Source organism: Actinomyces viscosus, assembly GCF_900637975.1.
Taxonomy (GTDB): Bacteria; Actinomycetota; Actinomycetes; order Actinomycetales; family Actinomycetaceae; genus Actinomyces; species Actinomyces viscosus.
Window position 1 is genome coordinate 1,207,979 of record NZ_LR134477.1, and the last position, 24,754, is coordinate 1,232,732.

Genomic DNA, 24,754 nt, shown 5'->3' on the forward strand with positions numbered 1-24,754 from the left:
GATGGAGCTCCGTGAGCCGGTCCCTGAGGTACTCACGGGTGGCGCCGGGAGGCGATCTGGAAGATCACAGGCCGGAGATGGAGCTCTCGCCGCCGTCCTCGACGTTGGTCAGCAGGTTCTGCAGGTAGCTCTTGAGGCGGGTGCGGTAGTCGGACTCGAAGCGCCGCAGCTCGTCGATCTTGTGCTCGAGACCGGAGCGCTCCTTCTCCAGCTGAGCCAGGGTCCGGTTGCGCTGGTCCTCGGCCTCACGCACGATCTGCTCTCCGGTGGAGCGGGCCTCGGTGACGATGCGCTCGCCCTCAGCCTTGCCGTTGGCGACGTGCTCGTCGTGGAGGCGCTGGGCCAGCTCGAGCATGCCGGACGCGGCAGCGGGGCCCTGGCCACCGGACTCACCGGAGACCGCCGGCACGGACACGGCCGGCTCGGCCTGGACCGGAGAGACGGGAGAAGCAGGGGCCGCGGGGATGGCAGCACCCTCGCCGAGCTGCGCCACTCGGCGGTTGGCGGCCTCGAGCTTGGCCTTGAGGTCGGCGTTCTCAGCCTCCAGCTGACGCATTGCCTCGACTACCTCGTCGAGGAACTCGTCGACCTCGTCCTGCTCGTAGCCCTCACGGAACTTGGTCGCCTGGAACTTTTTGTTGAGGACGTCGTCTGCTGTCAGCAGCGTCATGGGTCGTCACCTCGGTGTCGTTACGGATAAGGTCACGAGCACCGGGCATCCGGTCACTCATGCGGACAGAGTACCTGAACTCGAGGTTCAGGCCACATCAAGCGCGCTATCTCACGCTGACGTGAGGACAGCACTCTAGCGGTTCATTCACGACTTGACACCCGTTCAGATGAGAAGTCTGAGGAACCACTGGAGGATCCAGATCCCGAAGACCAGGACCAGGAAGCTCAGGTCGATACCAACCCCTCCCAGGCGCGCCATGGGAACCCTCCGACGGATCAGTCGCAGAGGCGGATCCGTCAGGGCGTACACGAAGTTGGCCATCACCAGGATGACACCCTGAGGGCGCCACTGGCGGGCGAACACCTGGATCCAGTCGAGCACGACCCTGACCAGGAGGATGAGGAAGTACAGGCTCAGAATGCTCGACAGGATCCAGGCCAGCACAGAGACAAGGCTCACGTGCGGTCAGCTCAGCTCTGGTTGAAGAACCGGCCGCGGGCCTCAGCGACCTCACCGCCGTCGATCTCGACGCTGGCGGGAGTCAGCAGGAACACCCGGGGCGTGACCCGCTCGATCGCACCGTGCAGGCCGAAGACCAGGCCGGCGGAGAAGTCCACCATGCGACGGGCGTCGGACTCGCTCATCCCGGTGAGGTTGATGATGACGGGAACCCCGTCGCGGAAGGACTCGCCGATGATCCTGGCCTCGTTGTAGGTCGAGGGGTGCACCGTGACGATGCGACGAAGGTCCGGAGCGGCGGCGACGGGCTCGGGCGCGGCCGGGGCGGAGAAGTCCTCGTAGCCCTCGTCAACGAAGTCCTGCTCGTGCTCCTGCACGGCGTAACCGGCGTCGGCAGCCTCGTAGCTGTCCTCGTAGGTCTCCTCCTCCGGCTCCGAGTAGCCGAGGAAACTGGTCATACTGCGCAGCGCGCCCATCTATCGCTCCTTGGTTCGTCCGGTCCCCTGCGTTCCGGATGTGCTGCGACCGTATCCGCCCCCGCAACACCGCACGGGGACCTCACCTCGGCGTGTCCCCAACCTCAGGTTCCAGGTAGGTCACGCTCAGGAAGTATTCAGTCGTCTGGGCATCACCGCGGGACCACGACGCCCGCCTGCCGTCCGGTCACCCCGTCTCGCCGGAAGGAGTAGAAGCGCGGATCCTCGTAGGTGCACCACTGACCGGCACTGATGTGCCCAACCCCCGCGCGCTCGAGCTGAGCAAGGACGCCCGCCGCCACGTCAAGGCCGGGAGTGCCCCACGACGTGCGTGAGGCGCAGGCTGGTTCGCGCTGCGCGGACAGCGCGCGCATGTGATCCGGGACCTCGTAGCAGGCGCCGCAGACTGACGGACCGACGACGGCCCAGAGCTCGGCCGGCTCCGCTCCGGCACGCCGGAGGGACTCGATCGTGGCGGGGACGACCCCGTCGAGCATGCCGCGGCGACCAGCATGGACCGCTGCCGTCAGAAAGCCGTCTCGCGAGGCCAGCAGGAGGGGCACGCAGTCGGCCACGAGGACGCAGCAGCCGGCGGGCGCACCGGTCGCGCGGGCATTCAGGACGAGCGCGTCCGCGGTGGGTACCGACTCGGCCCGGGCCTCGGCCACGACGGCGGAGTGAACCTGGTTCATCCAGGCCAGGTGCCGGTCCTGCTCGAGCCCGAGCAGCGCCTCGAGCCTGCGACGGTGACTATCAACACGCTGCGGGTCGTCTCCGACGTGGAGCGCCAGGTTCCACCCGCTGTAGGCGCTCGCCCGCCCGTCACCTGCGCCATCGCCGTCGATGCCGCTGCCGCGCTCCTCAACCTGCGCGCCGGGACCGCTCCTGTCGGGGACGGGACGGGCCCGCAGGCCACGGGTGGTGAAGTACCCGCGGGCCCCCGGGCCCAGGTCCACCTCGATCAGGTCGTCGACCCGACCGATGTTCGTGTCACACATGTCCGAGCGGCTCCGACGTCGGCCTCGCTCAGCGCAGGAAGTCGGGCAGGTCGATGCCGTCATCGTCGGCGTCGACCCCGATGACCTGAGGGACCTCGAGCTCGGAGACCGACTGCTGAGCCGGAACCGTGCCGTAGGAGCCGTAGGACTCATCGACGTAGGCGGGCATGCTTCCCGACGACAGGGCCTCGGCCGCGCTGACCTCCGACAGGTGGGCCGCGGCCGCCGGTGACGGCGCCGGAGCCAGCGGGACAGGACGGGTCACCGGGTTCTGCGCGGCGTGGGCACCGCCGCGAGGAGCCGGGGCGGGCGGCAGGTCCTCGACCGGGGAGGCGGCCACCGGCGGGACGGCGGCGGCCCGGGACAGCCGGGTCACCGGGTCGGCCAGTCCGCCCACCACCGGCTCGGAGTCGAAGCCGGCGGCGATGACCGTCACCCGGACCTCGTCGCCCAGAGCGCCGTCGACGACGTTTCCGACGATGATGTTCGCCTCGGGGTGGACGGCCTCGCGCACGAGGTTGGCAGCCTCGTTCATCTCGAACAGCCCCAGGTCGGAGCCGCCCTGGAAGAAGAGCAGCACGCCGTGGGCGCCGTCGATCGAGGTCTCCAGCAGCGGAGAGGCGATGGCCTCCTCGGTGGCCGTGATCGCACGCCCCTCGCCGGTGGCCGAGCCGATGCCCATGAGAGCGCTACCGGCGCCCTGCATGACGGACTTGACGTCGTTGAAGTCGACGTTGATGAGGCCGGGCGTGGTGATGAGCTCGGTGATGCCCTGAACGCCCTGAAGAAGTACCTGGTCCGCCTGCTTGAAGGCGTCCACGACGGAGATGTTCTTGTCGGCGATCTGCAGGAGGCGGTCGTTGGGGATGACGATGAGGGTGTCGACTTCCTCGCGCAGCGCCTGGACACCGTCCTCGGCCTGGGCCGAGCGACGGCGCCCCTCGAAGGAGAAGGGGCGGGTGACCACACCGATGGTCAGCGCACCGATGCTCTTGGCCAGGCGAGCGACCACGGGGGCGGCTCCGGTACCGGTGCCGCCTCCCTCGCCGGCGGTGACGAAGACCATGTCCGACCCGTCAAGGGCCTCGCGGATCTCCGACTCGTGGTCCTCGGCGGCCTTGCGACCGATGGCCGGGTCGGCGCCCGCCCCCAGACCTCGGGTCAGGTCACGTCCGACATCGAGCTTGACGTCGGCGTCGGACATGAGCAGCGCCTGGGCGTCGGTGTTCACGGCGATGAACTCGACGCCACGCAGATCGGCCTCGATCATGCGATTGACGGCGTTGACGCCGCCGCCGCCGACGCCGACGACCTTGATCTCTGCCTGGTAGTGCTGTGCGTCGTCCACAGCCATGCTCTCGACCACTGGCGTCCCCTCCGCGAGTTTCGTCATGAGCCCTCCGGTGAGGGCTCCCCTCAAACCTCAACCTCAAGTTAAGGTCTATACTTATGTCATTCTTTGAATGACTGGCTTAACGCTATGAGACTTCCAGGACGTCATGACGCATTGAAGCCCGGCGTGTTCGTGTGCAGTTGCCTGCGGATTTCCTGCTATATCACTGCGACTTGCCTGCAATATTCCTGAAGGTCTGAGACCGTGTCATCCCGCCGTCCCGGCCTGCCCCCGGCTCTGCGCCCGAGCGCCCGCCCGGACCGCTCGCTCAGGACGCCGACGGCGACGGGCCAGGCGCCGTCGTGGCCCCGTCGGCGGATCGCGTCGTGGGGCGGTGAGGTGAGGAGACGTCGTAGACGGACGCGCTGGAGGTCATGAGAGTTGCCAGGACCCGCGCCTTGAGCGCGTTGTCCTGGGTGTCTCCCCAGACCACGCTGGCACCGTTGGACAGGGTGAGCGTGACCTGCCCGGACTCGGTGGCGCTCCCGCTGGTCACCTGTGCCAGCGTCTGCGGCGTGAGAGAGCCCACCACCTGGGTGACGGCCGCGACCTGCTTGGCGGAGATCGTCTGTGACCCGCTCGCCCCGTCGGTCGAGTCGGGCATGATGGTCACCAGGCCCGACGGCGCCTCGGCCACCCGGTCGAGGACCACGGCCTCGTTGTCGAGGACCTGGTACCCGTCCGGCCCCTGGACGGTGGCCACCGGCACCCGCATCGTCAGCTGCACCCGCAGTCCTCGGGGCCAGGCCCTGGTCACCTGCGCCTGGCGCACCCGGACCAGCTTGTCGCTCACCTGGGCGGAGAGCCGACTGGTGTCGAGTCTCAGCAACGAGTCGCCCGCGTAGGAGGCCAGGACGTCACGGACCTGCTTGTCCGAGACGCTGCCGTCCGATCCGACGACGGAGATCCTCTGGGTCTGCAGGCCCAGAAGAGGTGAGAAGACCAGGGCCCAGGTCACCAGGACGGCAACGAGCACGACGGTGGCGACTGTCACTACTCGGCGCAGGCGCAGCCGGCGCAGGGCCTGCTGACGCTCCTTGAGACGGTCGGCGAGCCCGGTGGAGACGACCCGGTCGTCCCCTCTGGGCAGCGCGACCTGCCGGCGTCCGAAGACGGTCAGCTCGGTGCTCGACGCGCCCTCGGGGCTGGCGGTCGTCTCCGGCGACTGGCTCCCGCTAGGCGAGGCCTGACCATGCCGTTTGCTGGAGGAGGTCGAGCGTGGACCGCCCGCGGAGGAGGCCGCCGTCCTCACGGCCCCCCGGGGGGATCGTGGAGCCCCGCCGGCACCGGGGACGCGGGGGCGCCTGGCCGGGCCGGCGGTGGCCTGGCGCTCGGTCGCCCGCTGAGTCTTCGGTGTCTGCGGTGTCTGGGACGTCTGCGGCGCCTGTGGGCTCGGCTGGGAGCGCCTCGTGCCAGGCTGCCCGTTTCCGCCCTGGCCTCCCTGGCCGGCCTGACCTCCCTGGCCGGCCTGCCCGGAGCGGACGGGGCGCGGACGCCGGTTTCCGGAGCGGCGCGGAGGGATGCTGGCCGGGGCTCCCTGAGTCCGGCTGGACGGTTCGGGGCGGGGCGCCGAGGGCTTCCTCATGCCCGCCCGCCTCGTTCCTCGGGCGAACCGGGGGCACTGCCCTCACGGGCCGTCAGATCGTCCAGAACCGTGGCGGCGAGCTCGGTGACGTCACCGGCCCCGACCGTCAGCAGCAGGTCACCGGGGCGGGCCAGGGCGGCCACCGTGTGCGCGGCCTCCTGACGATCCGAGACGAAGGTGGCTCTGTGGCCGGGGACCCGCTGGGCGACCGTGTCCCCGGTGATGTCAGGGAAGTCGGCCTGGGTCTCCCTGGCCGGGTAGACGTCTGCGACGACGACGACGTCGGCCAGCGCCAGGGCCTGACCGAAGCGGTCGGCGAAGGTTTGGGTGCGGGAGAACAGGTGCGGCTGGAAGAGCACCAGGACCCGGCCGCCGCGCTCCTGAGCGACCTCGCGCGCGGTGTGCAGCAGCGCCTCGATCTCCGTGGGGTGGTGGGCGTAGTCGTCGATGACGCGGACGCCGTCGGCCTCGCCCCGGTCCTCAAAGCGGCGCCCGGTACCTCCGAAGACACCCAGGGCACGGGCCATCTCCGCCGGCTCGACGCCCAGCTCGACGCCCGCCGCCCAGGCGCCGGCGGCATCGAGGGCCACGTGGTCGCCGGGCACGGCCAGCACCAGCTCGACCGGGCTCTGGGACGGCTCCTGCGCGCCCACGCCGTCGGCCCGGCCCCGGTGCGCCGTGCTGGTCAGAGTCAGCAGCGCACGGGTGGAGGAGGCCCCGCGCTCCTGGATGTCCAGGTGGACGTGTCCCTCCCCCACCAGCGTCCCGCCGGGCAGGGTGTCGGGGCCTGCGAAGGAGTAGGTGACCACACGCAGCCCCTCGTCGGCGGCCGACTGCGCCAGGCGCAGTGAGCCGGGGTCCTCGGCGCAGGCCACCAGAAGGCCTCCGGGGACCAGGCGGTGGGCGAAGTCGACGAAGGCCGCCTCGAAGGCCTCTGCGGTGCCGTAGCTGTCGAGGTGGTCGGGCTCGACGTTGGTGACGATCTCCACGCGGGGCGAGTAGTTGAGGAAGGAGCGGTCGGACTCGTCCGCCTCCGCCACCAGGGCGGAGCCGCTCCCCAGGTGGGCTCCGGCCCCCAGGGCCCTGACGACCCCGCCGATGGCGAATGAGGGGTCGGCGCCGGCCTGAGTGAGGGCCTCGGCGAGCATGCCCGAGGTCGTCGTCTTGCCGTGCGCGCCGGCCACGGCGACGAAGTCCAGCCCCTGGGCGGCCAGGGCGAGAGCCTGGGAGCGGTGGATGACCTCCTGGCCCCGGCGGCGGGCCTGGGCGAGCTCGGGGTTGGTCTCCTTGATCGCGGTGGAGACCACGACCGTGCTCTCCTCGGGAAGGTGCGCCGCGTCGTGGCCCAGGTGGGTCGTGATGCCCAGGTCGGCAAGGTGGTCGAAGGCGGGGCCTCCGTGGGCGTCGGAGCCCGACACCCGGGCGCCGCGAGCGGCGAGCAGCTGGGCGACGACGCTCATGCCCGCTCCCCCGATACCGATGAGGTGGAACGACCTGCCGGCCAGGGTGAGTCGGTCGGCACCGGTCCGCTGAGAGTCGGCGTGGGGGGTGGGTTGGTGTGTCGAGGCGGTCATGCCGCGTTCTCCTCGTCGGTGGGAGCGGGGTTCGTGGAGGCGCACTGCTGGATGAGGGCGGACAGCCGGGCCGCCGCGTCCTGGACGCCGGTGGAGGCGGCCGCCCGGGCCATGGCGGCCTGACGCTCGGGGTCGGAGATGAGCACCGCGAAGTCGAGGATGTCGGAGGGCTTGAGGTCGGCGTCGAGCACCATGCGCCCGCCTCCTGAGGCCAGGACGTCGGCGGCGTTGAGACGTTGCTCACCGTTGCCGATCGGCAGGGGGACGTAGAGCGCCGGCAGCCCCAGGGCGGTGATCTCCGCCACGGTGCCGGCTCCGGAGCGGCACAGGACCCCGTCGGCGCAGGCGTACGCCTGCTCCATGGTGGTCAGGTAGTCCAGCACGTGGTAGCGCTCGGTCAGGTCCTGCGGCGCGCCGGAGGCCACCGCGGCCTCGAGGGCGGCGCGCACGGGTGCGTCCTTGTCCTTGCCGGTCAGGTGCAGCACCTGCAGGCCGGCGGGCAGGGAGTCCAGTGACTCGCTGAGGACCTCGTTGAGGTGCTGAGCCCCTAGAGAACCGCCCGTCACCAGGAGCGTGGGCATGTCGGGGTCGAGCCCCAGCGCCCGGGCGCCCTCGACGCGGGCGCGCCGGGCCCCCTCAGGGGTGGCCCGTTGCGTCACGAGGGTGGCGATGGCCGGGCGCAGCGGCAGCCCGGTGACCTCGGTGCCTCCCTTGGAGGCCTTGAGGCGGGTGGAGGCGAAGGTCAGGGCGACTGCCCGGGCCCAGGACGCCCCCAGCCGGTTGGCCAGACCCGGGCGGGCGTTCTGCTCATGGATGACGACCGGTACACCGGCCTTGCGGGCGGCGAGGTAGGCGGGGGTGGAGACGTAGCCTCCGAAGCCGACGACGACGTCGGCTCCGACCGCCTCAATGGCCTCGGTGGCTGCGCTGATCGCCTTTCCCAGCCGGTGCGGCAGGCGCAGCAGGTCCCCGCTGGGGCGCCGGGGCAGGGGGACCCGGGGGACGAGGGCCAGCTCGAAGCCGGCCTCGGGCACCAGGCGGTTCTCCAGCCCCTCGGCGGTTCCCAGGACGAGGATCTGTGTGCGCGGGTCACCGCCCAGGGCCGGGTCCTGCAGGGCCGCGGCCGTGGCCAGCAACGGGTTGACGTGGCCGGCGGTGCCACCACCAGCCAGCAGCACCCGCAGCGGCCGGGGCCGCTCCGGCCGGCTGGACGACGCCTCCTGGGGCGAGCCTGCGCTCTCACTTGTCTCGGGCACGGTTCCTCCTTGGGACAATGACTGCCAGGGAGCGACGCAGCGCCCCGGGACTCGTGGACAGGGCCTCCTGCGCGCCGGGTTCGTGGCGGGCGAAGGCGAGAAGCACCCCGATGGCCAGAAGGACGGAGACCAGGGCGGTTCCTCCACGGCTGACGAGGGGCAGCGGGACGCCCAGCACCGGCAGGGCGCCGGTGACGACCCCCATGTTGATGATCGCCTGCCCCACGATCCACGCGCCGATGGCCGAGGTCGTGGCCACGACGTAGGTGGAGGTGTGGCGTCTCATCAGGCGCAGGCAGCAGGCGCCGACGGCGGCGAACAGGGCGATGACGACGAGGGTGCCCACCAGCCCGAACTCCTCGCCGAGCACGGCGAAGATGTAGTCGGAGTCGGCCTGGGTGAGGTAGCCCCACTTCTGGCGCGAGGAGCCGGGCCCCACACCGAACCAGCCGCCGGTTCCCAGCGCCCACATGCCGTGCTTGGGCTGGTAGCCCACACCGGTGGGGTCCGCGCCCTCCGGGTGGATCCAGGCGATGATGCGGGCGCGCCGGTTGGCACTGAGCATGGAGGCTGCTGCGAACAGCAGCATGCCGAGCGCCCCCAGGAGGGCGAACCATCGTTTCCTCAGGCCCCCCACCCACAGGGCGCCCGCCACGATAAGGACCAGGATGATGACGGTTCCCAGGTCCTGTCCCCCCAGGACGCTCATGATCGCGATACCGACGCCAGCCCAGCCCGTGTACCACCGCCGGTCCCGGCGCTTGGCCACGTACCAGGTCACCAGCGTGCCCAGGACCAGGGCGAGGGCCACCTTGATGAACTCCGAGGGCTGGGCGGTGCCGACCCCGGGCACCAGGATCCAGTTGCGGTTGCCGTAGACGTTGACGCCGATCGGGGTGAAGACCAGGCACTGCATGGCGATCGTCAGCGCCAGGACCACCCAGGAGACCCGGGGGAACCAGGACAGTGGCATGCGGGAGACCCCCACCATGCCCAGGGTCCCCACCACGGCGAAGATGAGGTACTTGGCGAAGTCGGTGAAGGCGTTGCCCCCGTTGGCGGCCACGGTCACCGACTGCACGGAGAAGACCATGATGAGTCCGAAGGTCTCCAGCACGAGGGTGGAGATGAGCAGGCAGTAGTAGGTCAGGGTCACCTGCTCGGCGCCCTGGGCGGCGTCAGCGGCGCCGTCCGCCCGACCTTCACGACGCTCCCGCGACGGGGCGGCGCCGGACCCGGTGGAGGCGGTGCCCTCCCAGGGGCGGGACAGGCGCGCGCCCCAGCGCGCCAAACGCGTTCCCCATGCGGCACGCAGACCGGCGAACCGGCCCGTGGTCCGGGCGCCAGCACCTCTGGGCGAGCCGGGTGAGGACGTCTGGGACGAGGGGCCGCCTGTCTGCCGTCTCGGCGAGCCGCCCGATGACTGCCGCGGCTGGGCCGAGCGGGAGCCGGGCCGCTTGCCCGACCTCGTCTGCTGCCTCTGCTGCTTCGTCGGCTGCCCGGACGATCCGGCCGAGGCCTTGCCAGCCGCAGCCCTGTCGGGGGCGTGATCGCCCCGGGGCGTTTGTGCTGCGCGGCCGGACGCCGCCGAGGATCCCGAGGAGGAGGGTGTCGACGAGCGAGGAGCGGTGGCCGAGGCGGACCCGGTCTTCACAGCTGCTCCTGGGTGCCCGGGGCGTCTGCCGGGTGGGCCCCGGCGCGACGGGTACGGGCCTGGGCCGCGGCGGCGAACAGGTCGCCGCGCTGGGCGTAGGAGGTGAACTGGTCCCAGGAGGCGCAGGCCGGGGCCAGCATGACGGTGTCGCCGCTGCGGGCCATGGCGCCGGCGGCCTCCACCGCCGCGGCGCTGACCTGCTCGGGCGCGCCGTCGCTGACGCGGGTGACAGGCAGTCCTGGCGCCTCCTGCTCCAGGGCGGCCAGGATGTCACGCTGGTCCCTGCCGATGACGACGGCGCCGCGCAGGTGAGGCCGTACCGTGCGGACCAGGTCGAAGAACTGGGCGCCCTTGGTGTCCCCGCCGCAGATCCACACGCCGGTTCCCCTCGGCAGGGAGGTCAGCGCGGCCTCGGCGGAGTGCGGGTTGGTGGCCTTGGAGTCGTCGACCCAGGTGACGCCGTCGGCCTGGGCGACGGTGACGATCCGATGGGCGCCGGGGCTGTAGGCGCGCAGCCCGGCCGCGACCGACTCTGCACCGGCCCCGGCCGCGCGGGCCAGGGCTGCGGCCGCCAGGGCGTCGGCGAGCAGGTGCGCGGGCAGGTTCTCGGGGCGTCGCCCCGGGGCCAGGTGCGCCAGGTCGGCGGCGGTGGCGAGCTCGACGCCGCTGGAGCGTCGCTCGGCGTGGAAGGCGCGGTCCACCAGCAGGTCCTCAACCATGCCGACCTGCCCCAGGCCCGGCGCGGCCAGGGTGAAGCCGACGGCGCGGCATCCCTCGACGACGTCGGCCCGGCGGACCATGTCCTCGGTGGCGGGGTCGGCGAGGTTGTAGACGGCGGCGAGCCGGGTGCGGGCGTAGACGCGGGCCTTGTCCGCGGCGTAGGCCTCCAGGCCCCCGTGCCAGTCGAGGTGGTCGGCGGCCAGGTTGAGGCAGGCCGCCGCCAGGGGCGAGAGGGTTCGGGTGGTGTGGAGCTGGAAGCTGGACAGCTCCACGGCCAGGGCGTCGGCGCTGCCGGCCAGCACCGCCTCGATGGCGGGCGTGCCGATGTTGCCGACGGCAGGGGCCGTGAGCCCCTGGGCCTCCAGGATCGCCGAGAGCATGCCGACCGTGGTGGTCTTGCCGTCCGTGCCGGTCAGCGTGAGCCAGGGGACGTCCGGGCGGGAGGAGTCCTGCTGGAGCCTCCAGGCCAGCTCGATCTCGCTCCAGGTCTCGATGCCGGCCGCCTCGGCGGTGCGCAGGACCGGGCCGGTGGCCGGGACTCCGGGCGAGACGACGAGCAGCCGCGCCGGGGAGGCGGCCAGGACGGCGGCCGTCGCCTCGCCGTCGGCGACGGTGGCTGAGACCACGGAGGTGTCCAGCGCCTCGATGGAGGCCTCGCGGCTGTCGAAGACGTGGATGCGGGCCCCCAGGGTGGCCAGGGCGTCGACGACGGCGCGCCCGGTGCGCCCGAGCCCGACGACGGCCACGTGGGCGCCGTCGAGCTGGTCGCTCAGTGAGCCGCCTCGCCCGGTCACGGTACCGGCGGCGGGGCCGGGGGCGCCCACCGGGCCGGCGCTGCTGGTCGGTTCACCGGGGACTTCAGTCAGACTCGTCACGGTGCGGGTTCACGCTCCTGGTTCCTCATGCCTCCTCACCGCTCCGCCGGCGGGAAGGCTCTGCATCAGTGGTTCGTCGGGTCCTGGTGGCCCGGGCGTCCCGGCTCACCCGAAGATGAGCTGGCGCAGGTACTCGGCGTAGAAGAGTCCCAGTCCTGCGATGACGCACAGGCCGGCGATGATCCAGAAGCGGATCACCACGTTGACCTCGGTCCATCCTCCCAGTTCGAAGTGGTGATGCAGTGGAGCCATGCGGAAGACGCGTCGGCCTGTCGACTTGAAGGAGACGATCTGGATGATGTCACTCATGACCTCGGCCAGGAAGAGCCCGCCCAGGATGACGGCGAGGAACTCGGTGCGCGTCAGGATCGACAACCCCGCCACGGCCCCGCCCAGGGCCAGGGAGCCGGTGTCACCCATGAAGATCTTGGCCGGTGAGGCGTTCCACCACAGGAACCCGAAGCAGGCCCCCATGAGGGCGGCGGCGATCATCGCCAGGTCGCGCGGGTCCCTGACCTGGTAGCAGGTCGTGGGGACTATGGACTCGTGGCCGTAGTTGCAGGACTGGTTGGTCTGCCACACGCCGATGAGCGTGTAGGCGCCGAAGACCATGGCCGAGGCGCCGGCGGCCAGCCCGTCGAGACCGTCGGTGAGGTTGACGGCGTTGGACCAGGCGGTGATGAGGAAGTTCGCCCACAGGATGAACAGGATGAGCCCGACGACGCTGCCGGCGAAGGCCAGGTTGATCGCCGAGTCCCGGGCGAAGGAGATCCTGGTGGATCCGGGGGTCAGCCCGTTGCGGTCGGCGAAGTGCAGGGCGGCCACCGAGAAGCCGACGCCGATGAGCGCCTGTCCCACGATCTTCTGCCAGGCCCGCAGCCCCAGGGATCGCTGCTTGGAGATCTTCTCGAAGTCGTCCAGGAAGCCGATGAGCCCGAGCCCGACGATGAGGAAGAGCAGCAGGACCCCGGAGGCGCGCGGTGTGCGCAGCTGGGTGAGGTTGGCCAGGGTGTACCCCAGGACGGTGGAGATGATGATGACGAGGCCGCCCATGGTCGGCGTGCCGCGCTTGGTGAAGTGACCCTGGGGGCCGTCCTGGCGGATGAACTGCCCGTACTCCTTGGCGTGGAGGTAGCGGATGAGCAGCGGGGTTCCCAGCAGGGTGCCCACCAGTCCGACCACGCCGGAGATGAGGATGGCGGTCATCGGGGACGAACCTCCTTGAGGTGGTCGGCCAGGCGCCAGGCGCCTGATCCGTTGGAGCCCTTGACCAGGACGGCATCACCGTCGGACAGGAGGGCGTCGATCTGGGAGATGGCGGTCGCGGCATCATCGAAGCCGACGACCTCGACCCCTCGCGCCCCGGCTGCCTCGAGTGCCTCCTGGGTGGAGCCGATGCCGATGAGCATAGCGGCTCCGGCCTGAGCCACTAGCTCCCCGGTGCGCGCATGATCGGCGGCGGAGGACTCCCCCAGCTCGAGCATCTCGGAAACCACGACGACGCGGCGCCTGTCCCCGGCCAGGGCCGGCAGAGCGGCCAGCGCCGCCGTCATGGAGTCGATGTTGGCGTTGTAGGAGTCGTCGATAAGAAGAAGATCACCACTGAGCTCGGACACATCCATGCGGTGGGGGCTCTCGATGCTCACGGATCCGAGCCGCTCGGCGATGAGCTCGGGTGCCAGCCCCGCGGCCAGGGCCAGGCCCGCGGCGGCCAGGGCGTTGGCCACGTTGTGGGCACCGGCCACGGCCAGCTGGACGCGCCGGGGCCCGTCGAGTCCGGGCAGGTGGAGGTCGAAGGCCGCGCGGGCCGCCGCATCCAGGACGATGCGCTCGGCGCGCAGGTCCGCCGGGGCTCCGTGGCTGGAGAAGGTGAGGACCCGTGCCGGGGCGAGCTGCGCCATGGCGGCGGCGCGGGCGTCGTCGGCGTTGAGGATGGTGGTGCCGCCGGGCAGCAGGCCGGCGATGATCTCCGCCTTGGCGGCGGCGACCCCCTCGATGGAGCCGAACCCGCCCATGTGGGCGTGGCCGATCATGAGGACCCCGGCCGCGTCCAGCGGCGCGATGTCGGTGAGGTAGGCGATGTGGCCGGGACCGGAGGCTCCCATCTCCAGGACGAGGTAGCGGGTGCGCTCGTCGGCCTCCAGGACGGTCAGCGGCAGGCCGATCTCGTTGTTGAAGCTGGCTCTGGGCGCCACCGTCGGGCCGGAGGCGGCCAGCAGCTGGCGGGTGAGGTCCTTCGTGGTGGTCTTACCCACCGAGCCGGTCATCGCGACGACGGTGAGCCGCTGCCCGCGATCCTCCGCGGCCCGGCGCAGACCGGCCAGGTGGGTGCGGGCCAGGGCGCCCAGGGCGGTGACGGTGTCCTCCACGAGGACGAGTCCCATGGGCAGGTCCTCGGGGGCCGCCTCGATCTCCTCCCCGGACAGCCCGGCTCGGGCGGCCTCCAGGTCGGAGACGATGGCCCCGACGGCGCCCAGACGGAGCGCGGAGCCCAGGTGGGCGTGGCCGTCGGTGCGCTCGCCGTGGACGGCGACGAACAGGGCACCCTCGGCGGCCTGACGGGAGTCGGTGACGACGGGGCCGGTGACGGAGGCGTCCGGGCCGATGAGTCTGCCGCCGACGGCGGCCGCGATCTGACTCAGGCTGAGATTCATCCCCGTCCCCATTTCTCCTCAACGGCCTCGGCCATGACGGGGGCGTCGTTGTAGCGGATGAAGTCACCGGCGATCTCCAGGAAGGGCTCGTGGCCCTTGCCGGTGACGATGACGGTGTCGTCGGGACCGCACAGCTCGACCCCCCGGCGCACGGCGTCGCCGCGCCAGGTGGTGACCTCCTCGACGTCCTCCAGGTCCGGGCGCACGCTGCGCACCCCCTCCAGGATGGCGTCGCGGATGAGCTGGGGGTCCTCGCTGCGGGGGTTCTCGTCGGTGATGACCAGGACGTCGGCCAGGCGGGCGCACACCTCGCCCAGCATGGGGCGCTTGCCCTGGTCGCGGTCGCCGTCGGAGCCGAAGACCACGATGAGACGTCCCGGGGTGATGGGACGCACGGCCTTGAGGGCCAGCTCCATGGCGTCGGGGGTGTGAGCGAAGTCCACGATGCACAGGCCGCGTCGGGCGTCGCGCTGACTGATGCGCTGCATCCGGCCCGGGATGTTGTGGGCTCCTGCCAGGGCGGCGGTGGCCGTGGCGGCGGGAACGCCCGCACGGATGGCCATGACCAGGGCCAGGGCGGCGTTCTGGACGTTGACGAGCCCGGGCAGGGGGCAGGAGGCCTCGATCTGCTCGCCGTTAGGCCCGTGGAGGGTGAAGGTGGTGGCGGAGTCGGTCAGGGAGACGGCGGCGTCGCTGACCCACCAGTCGGCGGGGGTCTGGCCGGGGTAGGCGCGCACGCGGTCGATCTCGATGGGGGCCTCCTGCGCGAGCCGGGCGCCCCACTGGTCGTCGACGCAGACGACGCCGCGGCGGGCGTGCTCGGGGGTGAACAGCTGCGCCTTGGCCTCCAGGTAGCCCTCCATGGTCTTGTGGAAGTCGAGGTGGTCGCGTTGGAGGTTGGTGAAGCCGGCGACGTCGAAGACGACGCCGTCAAGACGGTGCAGGACGATGGCGTGGCTGGAGGCCTCCAGGGAGGCGGCACCCACCCGGTCCTCCACGGCCAGGGCCATCATCCGCTGCAGGACGGGGGCCTCGACAGTGGTGCGCGGGGACTCCACGGAGCGCTCCCCCACGCGCAGCTCGACGGTCCCGGCCACCATGCAGCCGCCGAGGTGGGCCGACAGGATCGCGTCAAGGAAGTAGGAGGTGGTCGTCTTGCCGTTGGTGCCGGTCACGGCGGTGGTGACCAGGCCGCGTGCGGGGTGGTGGTAGACCTCGGCGCTCAGGGGGCCGACGACGGCGCGGGGGTCGTCGTGGACCAGGACCGGGGTGCCGGGGGCGAGCTCGTGGACGATCTGGGCGCCGTCGGCGTCGGTCAGGACCGCGACGGCACCGGAGGCGACGGCCTCAGCGGCGAAACGGGCACCGTGGACGGTGAAGCCGGGCAGGCCCACGAAGAGCTCGCCCGCGGCGGTGTCACCGGAGTCGACACTGACTCCCAGGACGCTCAGGTCGCCCAGGGCAGAGGCGTCATCAGCTGAGGCGGGAACCAGGGAGAAGCGCTCGCACAGGGTGCTGATGGGGATGGGACCATTGGAGCCCGGCCGTAGGGCGGCGGCCGACTCGTAGGCGTGGTTGCTCATAGTTCCTCAATCTATCGCGACCTTCGACTGTCGATCTTCCACAAGAGCCACTCCGGCTCACTTCGCCGGGGTGCTGGTGGTCACGCTTGCCTACCTCATGGGGCTACCTCACTGGCTCGCGTCCCGTTCCCCGCCGGCTCCGTCACGGGCGGCCTGGGCGGCGACGACGTTCGGGTCCGGGGCGATGTTGAGCGCCTGCATGGCGGCCAGCGCCACCTCCCGGAAGACGGGAGCGGCAACGGTGCCCCCGTAGATGCCCTCGGGCCGGTAGACGATGACGGCGATGGCCAGGACCGGGTCGCGTGCGGGCAGGAAGCCGACGAAGGAGGCCACGGTGGAGTCGTCGGTGAGGATCTCGGTGGTCCCGGTCTTGCCGGCGACCAGGTAGCCGTTGATGGAGGCGGACTCGGCGGTGCCGCCCTCCTGGGTGACGCCGATGAGCATCTCGGTGAGGGTCTTGGCGGTGGCCTCGGAGATGACCCGCACCCCCTCGGGGCGGGTCTGGGGGGTCTCCTTGCCGTCGGCGTCGATCCAGGCGTCGATGACGCGCGGGGCCACGCGCACGCCCTTGTTGGCCACGGCGGCCAGCACCTGGAGGGACTGGAGGGTGGTTCCGGCGACCCCCTGCCCGAACATCGTGGTGTACCGGGTGCGGTCGTCCCAGGAGCTGGGCGGGTAGATGATCCCGTCGGACTCGGCGGGCATCTCGATACCCGTGGCCTCGCCCCAGCCGAAGCGCTTCATGTAGTCGTAGCGGACGTCGTCGGAGACCTTCTCACCGATCTGGAGGGTGCCGACGTTGGAGGACTCCGCCAGGACCCCGGCGGTGGTCATGGACTGGGTCTCGTGCTCGTGGGAGTCCTTGAAGGTCTGCCCGCTGGCCGAGGTCCAGGTGTAGGGGACGGTCCAGGTGTCCTCGGGCTTGACCGCCCCCTCCTCCAGGGCGGTGGCGAAGGTGACGACCTTGCCGACGCTTCCGGGCTCGAAGACGGCCTGGACGCTGCGGGCGGTGCGGTTCTCCTCGGGGGTGGCCGAGGGGTCAGAGGGGTCCACGGAGTTGGAGTCGGCCAGGACGACGACCTTGCCGGTGCTCGGCTCCATGGCCATGACGATGCCCCAGTCGGCGTGCTGGGCAGCCACCGTGCGGTCGATGGTCTCCTGGGCGATGGACTGCAGGTCCGGGTTGAGGGTGGTGCGCACGGTGGCGCCGGGCCTGGCCGGTTTGTCCTCCTGCTCGCCGGTGGGGATGATGACGCCGCTGCGTCCGATCTCCTCGCTGCCCTTGCCGTCGACGCCGGTGAGGAGCTGGTTCTGGGTGAGCTCCAGCCCGGCGGCCCCGATAAGCTCGCGGTTGTGCTCCCCCTCGTGGGTGAAGCCCAGGACGTTGCCGGCCACGGTCCCGGCCGGGTAGGTGCGTCGGGTGCGCTGGTCGGGCTCGACGCCGGGGATGTCCAGGGCCTTGATCTTGCGCCAGGTGTCGGGGGCGACCTCCTGGGCGATGACCTCGTAGGTCCGGTCTCCCACGAGCTTGGCCCCGAGCTCGAGGGGGTCGACGTCGAGGATCGGGGCGAGCTGGGCGGCCACCGCCGCCGCCCCGTAGCCGACGACGACCTTCTCGTTGACGCCGGTGGACTCGTTCTGACGCATCTCGGTGCGCTCGTACTGGGCGATGAGGGTCTGGTTGACGCCGATGTCGTAGCTGACCGCCGACGAGGCCAGGACCGTGCCGTCTCGTCCGGTGATGTCTCCGCGGGGGGCCCGGTTGACCCAGGAGACCGTGCGCTCGGCCTTGGCCTTGGCGGCCAGCTCCGGCCCGTCGATCGCCTGGACGTAGACGGTGCGACCGGCCAGGGCCGTGAAGAGCAGCAGGCCTCCGGCCTGGAGCGCCTGACGACGCGAGGGGTTCACCGGCGCCTACTTTCCGGCCTGGCCGGCCTTGGCCGCCTGGGCGGGGGTGCCTTCGGTGAGCTGGCCCTTGTCGACGTCGACGACGCCGGGGGCGGCGGCGGGCACCATGCCGAGTTCCTTGGCCCGGCTGGCCAGGGCGTCGGGTGCCGAGGCCTCCTGCACCTGGGTACGCAGCGTCTCGACGTGGTCCTCGGCGACGTTGAGCTCGACCTGCTTCTCCTTCATCCGGTAGGCGGTGTCGGCCATCTTGGCGTTGAGGAGCATCGAGGCGATGAGGGCGCCGGCCAGCACCATGATGATGAGCGTGAGGAAGGGCAGGGAGGACGAGGTCGCCCGGGAGGCGCCGCTGATGGCGCGCAGCTGGGGGCGGTTGACGGAGCCGGCCTCGGTGCGTCCCTGGGTGCCGGTGGAACCACTTGCCTGGGCGGTGCGCCGCGTTGCGATCGGGCGGGTGACTCGAGCAGTGGCGGTGGCGCTCATCGATGTGCCTTCCCTGTGGTGTTTCTGGACTGATGACTGGAGTGGCTGGTGGCGGCCGGCGGCAACCGGCGGTGGCCGGCTAGGTCGGCCGGTGCCGGCCGGGCCGGAGCCCGGGCTTGCGACCCGGGCGCGGGCTGCGCCCTGCGTTCGGCACCGGTCCGGCCTCTGGTGCGGGGGCCTGGTCGACCGGGCGGATGCGTGCGGCTGCGCGCAGGCGCACCGGGGCGGAGCGGGGGTTGTGGTCGAGCTCGCGGGCGTCGGCCTTCTCCGCACCGTTGGTGAGCAGCTCGAGGTAGGGGCGGTCCGCCTCGGGCACGACCGGCAGGTCCTGCGGCGCCCGGGAGGTGGCCCCGTGGTTGAGGGCCCGCTTGACGATGCGGTCCTCCAGGGACTGGTAGGACTCCACCACCAGACGCCCCCCGACGCGCAGGCTGTTGAGTGCCAGGGGAACGGCCCGCTCCAGGACGTCGAGCTCGGCGTTGACGGCGATGCGCAGCGCCTGGAAGGTCCGTTTGGCCGGGTGCCCGCCGCTGCGGCGAGCCGCCGCCGGCACCGCCTGACGGACGAGCTCGGCCAGGTCCTGCGTGCTGGCGACCGGCTCGCCCGCCTCACGGCGACGCACGATGGCGGCGGCGATACGGGAGGCGAATCGCTCCTCGCCGTAGGTGCGCAGGATGTGGGTGAGCTCGGCGGCGCCGGAGGTCTCCAGCAGCTCCTGGGCGGTGGTCCCCGAGCCCTGGTCCATGCGCATGTCCAGGGGCGCGGGACGGGCGTATGAGAATCCCCGTGAGGCCTCGTCGAGCTGAAGGGAGGAGACGCCCAGGTCCATGAGGACGGCGTCGACCGTCCTGTCCGCGCTCACGGAGTGCTCACGGGCGACCCGGTTCACGGCGTCGTAGGTGGTCTGAACCGCCACGAAGCGGTCGCCGAAGCGCTCCAGGCGCGCCGAGGCCAGTGCGATCGCCTCGGGGTCGCGGTCGATGCCCACCACGCGCAGACGGGGGAAGCTCTCGAGCGCCGCCTCGCTGTGGCCTCCCATGCCCAGGGTGCAGTCGATCATGACCGGCCTCGCAGGGGCTCCCTCGATCGCGGGGGCGAGCAGGTCCAGGCAGCGCTGGAGGAGCACCGGCTCGTGCCGGCCGGCGGCGTCGGCGGTTGCCTGAGCCTGTGGGCTGGTCATGCGGCGCTCTCCTTCCTGGTGCTGGTTCCTGGTAATGGTTCCTGGTGCTCGCCCGGTGCCGGGCACTGGACGTGCCTGGTGCCGGGTGGCTCGACTCCCCGTGAGGGGCTGCGAAGCGTCGGTCTGTCGAGTCGGCTGCCCGTCCTCGACGTCGGTTCGCGGACCGGCGGTGGCCATCTCGCCAGGACTCCTCCCGTGGTTCCGGCGCCGGGGAAGAGGCGTCGGACGCGACATCGGGCGGAGACCTCACGAGATGGCTCACCAGAGCCCTGACGGCCACGGCGTGCGGTCCACGGTGTTCAGTTGGGTCCAGCCGGCGGTTCGGCCGGTTCCGGCTCAGAAGAAGCCGGGGATGATCTCCTCTGCCGTGTCGGCGAAGACCTGCTCCTGAGCGGCCAGGTAGGTGCTCCAGGACTCGGCGTCCCAGATCTCCACCCGGGCCCCGGCTCCGATCACGGCCAGGTCCTTCTTCAGGCCCGCATAGGCCCTCAGTGGTGCCGGCAGCGTGATGCGGCCCTGCTTGTCCGGGATCTGCGAGTCCGCTCCCGAGAGCATGACGCGCACGTAGTCACGCGCCTGCTTCTGGGCGAGGGGCGCCTCACGCAGCTGGGCGTACATGCGCTCGAACTCGGCAGCAGTGAAGGCGTACAGGCAGTGCTCCTGACCTCGGGTCAGAACCACGCCGCCCGCAAGCTCCTCACGGAACTTCGCCGGGAGGATGAGACGGCCCTTCTCGTCCAGCTTGGGTGCATGCGTTCCCAGGAACATGAGCCACCTCCTTCCCCTCGACGACCCCGTGCACCCCACCCTACTCCACTTCCCTCCCTTTTCTCCCACCCCTCCCCTGCGAGCACATCACAACTACGCATCACCGGCGCGGCACCACTGCCGAGGCGACCTCGTTTTTCGTTGATATCGCGGGCATCATGGGTGACGGCAAAGGTTGTGGAGGAAGGTGGAGGGGCAGTGGAGGGAGGCATTCGCCACCACCTTCTCGGCGTGGTGGACGCACAGGAAAAAAGCAGGCTTCACCCGGCCTGCACGCAGACTTCAGGCGATGAGGCCCAGGTGACGCGGCTCTTCTGGAAGGTCCCTGGAGTTGCTTGGAATCCCCTGTGATCCCGCGGGCCTTGCAGAGATCTGGTGAGGAGCCGACAACCTACAGGCCCCGTCCCGAGCCGGTGAGCGTCGGGGACAGGACCTGCAGATGCGGGAGGGGTGGAGGGAAGTGGGGGTGAGGGTGGTGGAGGGAAGTGGGGACCTCGTCAGCAGAGACGACCTCGGAGGAGGAGGTGAGGCGGATCGAGCGGATCGAGCCGGGGCGGCGCGTCAGTCCTCGGAGTCGCGACGGCGCTCCCACCGCTCGGACTGCCGGTCCATGAAGGAGGAGCGCTTCCTCCCGCCACTCTTGCCCCGGCCGGACTTGCCGCCACCGGTGGCGGACCGGTTCGAGCCCGAGGGGCTCTCGACCCGGGTCAGGGCCAGGGCCACCCCGCCGACGGCCACAAGGAAGCCCGCGACCCCCAGCAGGATGGAGACGAGGTTGTGGCGCACCGAGACCCCAGCAATGAGAAGGGCCAGACCGATGAGCACCAGGGCCACTCCCCCACCGATATGGCGGGGCGAGGGGCGCGAGAGCCGACGCTCCTCACGTTGGAGCGTCTGCGCCAGGTCGGGGTCGTCCTGGTGGAGCTGCGACTCCAGGTCCCGCAGGACCTGCTGCTCTCGCTCTGACAGTGCCATCATGCTCCTTGCTTCCGGGCGGGGCCGGGGATCTGCGCCGTAGTTGCCAGGATAGGCGCTGTGGGGGCTCAGGAGAAACTCGCGGGACAGGTTGGTCGAGATTGGTGGGATGAGCCGAGGCGGCGCGCCTGGACCCCGGATCGACCCGGACCGCCTGACGCCTCGTCTCCTTGACTCAGACTCACCGGCTCACCGCTCCTGCCCGTGGCCCTCACCTGGCCCTCACCGCCCCGCCTCATCATCGCGCCTCGGCCGACTCCGGTCGCCGCGCGCCGGTCGAGCGGCCCCGCTCCCGCCCCCTCCCAGGAGGCTGGCCGGTGCCAGAGCACCGTCGCCCCACCTGCGGCGCACGGCGTCGGCCGCTCGTTCCGAGGCGCCGCGCCGAGGGTCCTCGTCCAGGAGGAGCTGCACGCCGTCGTCGGGGCGCAGCAGTCCCTCGACCCGCACGCCCAGGAGGCGGAAGCCGCCGGCCGGCGTGGGCAGGGCGGAGTAGAGCGTGGAGACGGTCTCCCAGATGTCGTGGGCGAGGTCGGTGGGAACCGCCAGGGTGCGTGAGCGGGTGACGGTGGCGAAGTCGGCCCCTCTGGCCTTGAGGACGACGACGCGGCACCTCAGGTCCCCCGCTCGCAGGCGGGCGGCGCACTGATGGGTCTGGTCCAGCAGGACCCGTCTGGCGTGCTCGCGGTCGGTGACCGTGTCGAAGAAGGTCGTCTCGGTGCCCACCGACTTCTCCTCACGCACCGGCTCCACGCGGCGGGGGTCGAGTCCGTGGGACAGCTCGTGCAGGTGACGTCCGGCGGCTCGTCCCAGGATCTTCTCCAGGTGGCGCACGTCGGTGCTCGCCAGGGTGCGCACGTCGTTGATGCCCCACCTGGCCAGGACCTCCTGGGTTCGGGCGCCCACGCCCCACAGCGCTCCGACCGGCAGCAGGTTGAGGAAGTCCTGTGTGGCCTCGGCCGGGATGAGGAGCAGCCCGTCGGGCTTGGCGTGGGACGAGGCGAGCTTGGCGACGAACTTGGTGGAGGCGATGCCCACCGAGGCCGGAACGCCCACGCGCCGACGGACCTCGGAGCGGATCCACCTGCCGATGGTCACCGGGGTGCCCATGCGGCGCCTGGCCCCGGTCACGTCCAGGAAGGCCTCGTCGATACTCACCTTCTCCAGGACGGGAGTGACCTCCGCCAGGACGGACATGACCTGGGCCGAGACCTGGGAGTAGAGGCCGTGGCGCACGGGCAGGACCACGGCCTGGGGGCAGCGCCGGGAGGCCTCGGCCATGGACATCGCCGAGGAGACGCCGAAGGCGCGGGCCTCGTAGGAGGCGGCCGAGACGACGCCCCGGCCGTCGCGGCCGCCCACGATGACGGGACGGCCGACCAGCTCGGGGTGCTCGAGGAGCTCGACCGAGGCGAAGAACGCGTCCATGTCGACGTGGATGATGGGGGTCGCGGAGTCGTCGTCCCCCCAGGAGCGGCGCGCGGCCTGGGAACGGGGCGCCCGGCTCATCTCCACCTCCTCAGTGACAACGACGGGCTGAGAGCGACGGGCCCGCCCGGCGAGCCCCTGGCGTGCCGCTGACGCGCGGTGCGTCCGAGGCGTCCCGGCCGACAGCGCCCGGCACATACCCGGTGCCCGGCCGAAGCCTCCCTCAGCTCCTCTCAGGCTACCGTGGACCTGTGACACGTAAACGCAGGGCCTCCGGCGCCCCGGCGCTCACGGGCCTGCCCTCCGGCCCGGTGCGGACCTCCTTCGCCACGGCCGAGCTGGTGGCGCGCGATACCGGTGTCCTCCTCATGCTGGACGGCGCGGAGTCCTCCTTCCTGGACCTGCGCGATCCGTCCCACCTGGACTTCGAGTACCACCAGCAGATGGACGCGGTGCTGACGGCGCTGCGCGGAGGGGGCGGCCCCGTCAGGGCCCTCCACCTGGGTGGGGCGGGCTGCGCCCTGGCCAGGGCGTGGGACGCCGCCCGGCCCGGCTCCCAGCAGGTCGCCGTCGAGATCGACGAGATCCTGGCTGCCCGGGTGCGCACCTGGTTCGACCTGCCCCGCTCCCCCAGGCTGCGGATCCGGGTGGGTGACGCCGCCGAGGTGGTTGCAGGGCTGCGGCCCGGCCAGTGGGACGTCGTCGTGCGGGACGTGTTCAACGGCGGCAGCGTGCCGGCGCCCTGCCGGAGCCGGGAGTTCCTGGCCTCGTGTCTGGAGGCCCTCGCGCCCGGCGGGCTGCTGCTGGTCAACACCTCCTCCGTGCCCCGGGCTCAGGCCGGGGCCGAGATCGAGGCGCTCAGGGAGGCGCTGGGGGCGGGCTCCTCCGGCCTGGTGGTCGTCGCCGACCCGGCGGCGGTGCGCGGCCGGCGTCGGGGGAACCTGGTGCTGGTGGCCCGTCGTGAGCCCTTCACGGCTCCCGAGCTCGAGGAGGTCGAGCGGGCGGTGCGCCGTCTGCCGCTGCCGGTGCGCACCTGGCAGGCCGATGACCCCGCGCTGCCGCGCCCCGAGGGCGGCCGGGCCCGCTGAGGCGGCAGGCTCTCAGCCCGGTCGGGCTCGCCGTCAGCCCCCGCGTCCGGGGTTCCACCCCTGGGGGCCCAGGTCCCCGGAGTCGTTGGCCTCCAGGAAGGCCTCCAGACGGGCGCCGATCTCGTCGGCGCTGGGCAGGTTGAGGACGGGGGCGGTCGTGTCCACCTCACCGGTGGCGATCCGGGGGGCCATGGCGTCGTACTGGGCCTCCAGGGCGGAGACGACGGCGCTGACCTCCGGCTGCTGGGCGGCCTCGGCATTGATCTCGGCGCGGTTGATGCTGGCTGCGGCCTCCAGGTCCCCCACCGGCAGGGCCAGGCCGGTGGCCTGCACGACGGCGGTCAGCAGCGCCGAGGCCCCTTGCGGGAACTCGTCTCGGGCCACGTAGTGCGGGATCGCGGCCGACACGCCCCGGGAGTCCAGGCCCAGCTCGCCCAGCCGCAGCTCGAGGTAGGCCGACATCGAGCCGGGCAGCTCGACGTGGCCGAAGAGCTCGGGCTGGTTGGGCAGCAGGTCGGGCTGGCTGCCGTGGTGATGCACGTAGGTCGGACGCGTGTGGGGCACGGCCATGGGGATGCCGCTCATACCGATCGCCTGGCTCACGCCCATGGACACGGCCAGGTGCGCCACGGCCCCGACGAACTCGTCCCACCGGTAGTCCGGCTCGCTGCCGTGGAGCAGCAGGAGGTCCTCGCCGTCGTCGTCATGGAGGAGGTCGAGGACCAGCTCGGGCATGACGACCGAGGAGTAGGTGTTGTGGACGAAGGTCATCGTGGGGCGCCGGGCGCGGTAGTCCACGAGGGCGTCGATGTCGAAGGTGGCCAGGCGCTCGCTGGGCAGGGTCATCAGCAGCTGGTCGACGGCCAGGGCACCGGCGTTGCCGGCGTCCATGGCCCCCTCGAAGTAGTGGATGAGGACCCTCGGGGAGATCGGCTGATCCGCGGGGTGCTGGATGGTGAACAGTGGTCTCACGAGCCCGTCTCCTCCTGTCTGGTCTGGTCCGTCCTCCCACGGCTCCTGTCCGCCTCCG

21 protein-coding genes are annotated in these 24,754 nt (G+C 71.5%); 1 reads left to right on the forward strand and 20 read right to left on the reverse strand.

The annotated features are described in order from the left end of the window. Positions 1-64: 64 nt before the first annotated feature. The 19 genes from EL340_RS05335 to dinB form a co-directional block, all read right to left on the reverse strand. A complete protein-coding gene (locus tag EL340_RS05335) occupies positions 65-670 on the reverse strand; it encodes a DivIVA domain-containing protein (RefSeq protein WP_009232093.1) in 606 nt (201 codons plus the stop codon). A gap of 165 nt (positions 671-835) precedes the next feature. Next, complete coding sequence (locus EL340_RS05340; RefSeq protein WP_126413752.1) at positions 836-1,132, reverse strand: YggT family protein; 297 nt, start codon at positions 1,130-1,132, stop codon at positions 836-838. An 11-nt stretch (positions 1,133-1,143) separates the two neighbouring features. Next, positions 1,144-1,608 (reverse strand): cell division protein SepF, encoded by a 465-nt coding sequence (locus EL340_RS05345; RefSeq protein WP_003779869.1) that lies wholly within the window; start codon positions 1,606-1,608, stop codon positions 1,144-1,146. A 152-nt stretch (positions 1,609-1,760) separates the two neighbouring features. After that, positions 1,761-2,606 (reverse strand): purine nucleoside phosphorylase YfiH/LACC1 family protein, encoded by an 846-nt coding sequence (locus EL340_RS05350; RefSeq protein ID WP_126413753.1) that lies wholly within the window; start codon positions 2,604-2,606, stop codon positions 1,761-1,763. A 28-nt stretch (positions 2,607-2,634) separates the two neighbouring features. Next, positions 2,635-3,999, reverse strand: coding sequence for a cell division protein FtsZ (ftsZ, locus tag EL340_RS05355; RefSeq protein WP_197722353.1), 1,365 nt, complete (start codon positions 3,997-3,999; stop codon positions 2,635-2,637). 268 nt (positions 4,000-4,267) lie between these two features. Beyond that, positions 4,268-5,584, reverse strand: a complete 1,317-nt coding sequence (locus EL340_RS15315; protein ID WP_232023234.1) for a cell division protein FtsQ/DivIB — start codon at positions 5,582-5,584, stop codon at positions 4,268-4,270. Continuing rightward, positions 5,581-7,158 (reverse strand): UDP-N-acetylmuramate--L-alanine ligase, encoded by a 1,578-nt coding sequence (gene murC, locus EL340_RS05365; RefSeq protein ID WP_126413754.1) that lies wholly within the window; start codon positions 7,156-7,158, stop codon positions 5,581-5,583. The genes EL340_RS15315 and murC overlap by 4 nt, the downstream gene beginning before the upstream one ends. Continuing rightward, a complete protein-coding gene (locus EL340_RS05370; protein WP_126413755.1) occupies positions 7,155-8,414 on the reverse strand; it encodes a UDP-N-acetylglucosamine--N-acetylmuramyl-(pentapeptide) pyrophosphoryl-undecaprenol N-acetylglucosamine transferase in 1,260 nt (419 codons plus the stop codon). The genes murC and EL340_RS05370 overlap by 4 nt, the downstream gene beginning before the upstream one ends. Next, a complete protein-coding gene (locus EL340_RS05375; RefSeq protein ID WP_126415329.1) occupies positions 8,398-9,570 on the reverse strand; it encodes a peptidoglycan glycosyltransferase FtsW in 1,173 nt (390 codons plus the stop codon). The genes EL340_RS05370 and EL340_RS05375 overlap by 17 nt, the downstream gene beginning before the upstream one ends. A gap of 494 nt (positions 9,571-10,064) precedes the next feature. Then, positions 10,065-11,663 carry a UDP-N-acetylmuramoyl-L-alanine--D-glutamate ligase gene (gene murD / locus EL340_RS05380; RefSeq protein ID WP_197722354.1) on the reverse strand — a complete coding sequence of 533 codons (1,599 nt, stop codon included), beginning with the start codon at positions 11,661-11,663 and terminating at the stop codon, positions 10,065-10,067. Positions 11,664-11,768: 105 nt separating this feature from the next. Then, complete coding sequence (mraY, locus tag EL340_RS05385; RefSeq protein WP_126413756.1) at positions 11,769-12,869, reverse strand: phospho-N-acetylmuramoyl-pentapeptide-transferase; 1,101 nt, start codon at positions 12,867-12,869, stop codon at positions 11,769-11,771. Further along, positions 12,866-14,329, reverse strand: a complete 1,464-nt coding sequence (locus tag EL340_RS05390; protein ID WP_126413757.1) for a UDP-N-acetylmuramoyl-tripeptide--D-alanyl-D-alanine ligase — start codon at positions 14,327-14,329, stop codon at positions 12,866-12,868. Before EL340_RS05390 ends, mraY begins: the two co-directional genes overlap by 4 nt. Further along, positions 14,314-15,900: a UDP-N-acetylmuramoyl-L-alanyl-D-glutamate--2,6-diaminopimelate ligase gene (locus EL340_RS05395; RefSeq protein WP_126413758.1), complete on the reverse strand. Its 1,587-nt coding sequence runs from the start codon at positions 15,898-15,900 to the stop codon at positions 14,314-14,316. The genes EL340_RS05390 and EL340_RS05395 overlap by 16 nt, the downstream gene beginning before the upstream one ends. A gap of 108 nt (positions 15,901-16,008) precedes the next feature. Then, positions 16,009-17,808, reverse strand: a complete 1,800-nt coding sequence (locus EL340_RS05400) for a peptidoglycan D,D-transpeptidase FtsI family protein (protein WP_126413759.1) — start codon at positions 17,806-17,808, stop codon at positions 16,009-16,011. A gap of 6 nt (positions 17,809-17,814) precedes the next feature. Beyond that, a complete protein-coding gene (locus EL340_RS05405; RefSeq protein WP_126413760.1) occupies positions 17,815-18,288 on the reverse strand; it encodes a cell division protein FtsL in 474 nt (157 codons plus the stop codon). A 79-nt stretch (positions 18,289-18,367) separates the two neighbouring features. Further along, positions 18,368-19,468 carry a 16S rRNA (cytosine(1402)-N(4))-methyltransferase RsmH gene (gene rsmH / locus EL340_RS05410; protein WP_126413761.1) on the reverse strand — a complete coding sequence of 367 codons (1,101 nt, stop codon included), beginning with the start codon at positions 19,466-19,468 and terminating at the stop codon, positions 18,368-18,370. Between the two features lie 336 nt (positions 19,469-19,804). Beyond that, positions 19,805-20,236, reverse strand: a complete 432-nt coding sequence (gene mraZ / locus EL340_RS05415; protein WP_126413762.1) for a division/cell wall cluster transcriptional repressor MraZ — start codon at positions 20,234-20,236, stop codon at positions 19,805-19,807. 561 nt (positions 20,237-20,797) lie between these two features. Continuing rightward, on the reverse strand, positions 20,798-21,211 hold the full coding sequence (locus tag EL340_RS05420) for an SCO2097 family morphological protein (protein WP_126413763.1): 414 nt from the start codon (positions 21,209-21,211) through the stop codon (positions 20,798-20,800). A gap of 222 nt (positions 21,212-21,433) precedes the next feature. After that, positions 21,434-22,717 (reverse strand): DNA polymerase IV, encoded by a 1,284-nt coding sequence (gene dinB / locus EL340_RS05425; RefSeq protein WP_126413764.1) that lies wholly within the window; start codon positions 22,715-22,717, stop codon positions 21,434-21,436. 230 nt (positions 22,718-22,947) lie between these two features. Between dinB and EL340_RS05430 the strand changes: the two genes are divergently transcribed. Continuing rightward, complete coding sequence (locus EL340_RS05430; RefSeq protein WP_126415331.1) at positions 22,948-23,724, forward strand: spermidine synthase; 777 nt, start codon at positions 22,948-22,950, stop codon at positions 23,722-23,724. A gap of 33 nt (positions 23,725-23,757) precedes the next feature. On the opposite strand, the gene EL340_RS05435 is transcribed toward EL340_RS05430, so the two are convergent. Next, positions 23,758-24,696 (reverse strand): PAC2 family protein, encoded by a 939-nt coding sequence (locus EL340_RS05435; RefSeq protein WP_126413765.1) that lies wholly within the window; start codon positions 24,694-24,696, stop codon positions 23,758-23,760. Positions 24,697-24,754: the final 58 nt, after the last annotated feature.

Bases quoted from the DNA above. Each gene is read 5' to 3' on its own strand.
- EL340_RS05335 (WP_009232093.1), bottom strand. From the start codon at position 670: ATGACGCTGCTGACAGCAGACGACGTCCTCAACAAAAAGTTCCAGGCG.
- EL340_RS05345 (WP_003779869.1), bottom strand. From the start codon at position 1,608: ATGGGCGCGCTGCGCAGTATGACCAGTTTCCTCGGCTACTCGGAGCCG.
- EL340_RS05350 (WP_126413753.1), bottom strand. From the start codon at position 2,606: ATGTGTGACACGAACATCGGTCGGGTCGACGACCTGATCGAGGTGGAC.
- ftsZ (WP_197722353.1), bottom strand. From the start codon at position 3,999: ATGACGAAACTCGCGGAGGGGACGCCAGTGGTCGAGAGCATGGCTGTG.
- EL340_RS15315 (WP_232023234.1), bottom strand. From the start codon at position 5,584: ATGAGGAAGCCCTCGGCGCCCCGCCCCGAACCGTCCAGCCGGACTCAG.
- murC (WP_126413754.1), bottom strand. From the start codon at position 7,158: ATGACCGCCTCGACACACCAACCCACCCCCCACGCCGACTCTCAGCGG.
- mraY (WP_126413756.1), bottom strand. From the start codon at position 12,869: ATGACCGCCATCCTCATCTCCGGCGTGGTCGGACTGGTGGGCACCCTG.
- EL340_RS05390 (WP_126413757.1), bottom strand. From the start codon at position 14,329: ATGGGGACGGGGATGAATCTCAGCCTGAGTCAGATCGCGGCCGCCGTC.
- EL340_RS05395 (WP_126413758.1), bottom strand. From the start codon at position 15,900: ATGAGCAACCACGCCTACGAGTCGGCCGCCGCCCTACGGCCGGGCTCC.
- EL340_RS05405 (WP_126413760.1), bottom strand. From the start codon at position 18,288: ATGAGCGCCACCGCCACTGCTCGAGTCACCCGCCCGATCGCAACGCGG.
- rsmH (WP_126413761.1), bottom strand. From the start codon at position 19,468: ATGACCAGCCCACAGGCTCAGGCAACCGCCGACGCCGCCGGCCGGCAC.
- mraZ (WP_126413762.1), bottom strand. From the start codon at position 20,236: ATGTTCCTGGGAACGCATGCACCCAAGCTGGACGAGAAGGGCCGTCTC.
- EL340_RS05420 (WP_126413763.1), bottom strand. From the start codon at position 21,211: ATGGCACTGTCAGAGCGAGAGCAGCAGGTCCTGCGGGACCTGGAGTCG.
- dinB (WP_126413764.1), bottom strand. From the start codon at position 22,717: ATGAGCCGGGCGCCCCGTTCCCAGGCCGCGCGCCGCTCCTGGGGGGAC.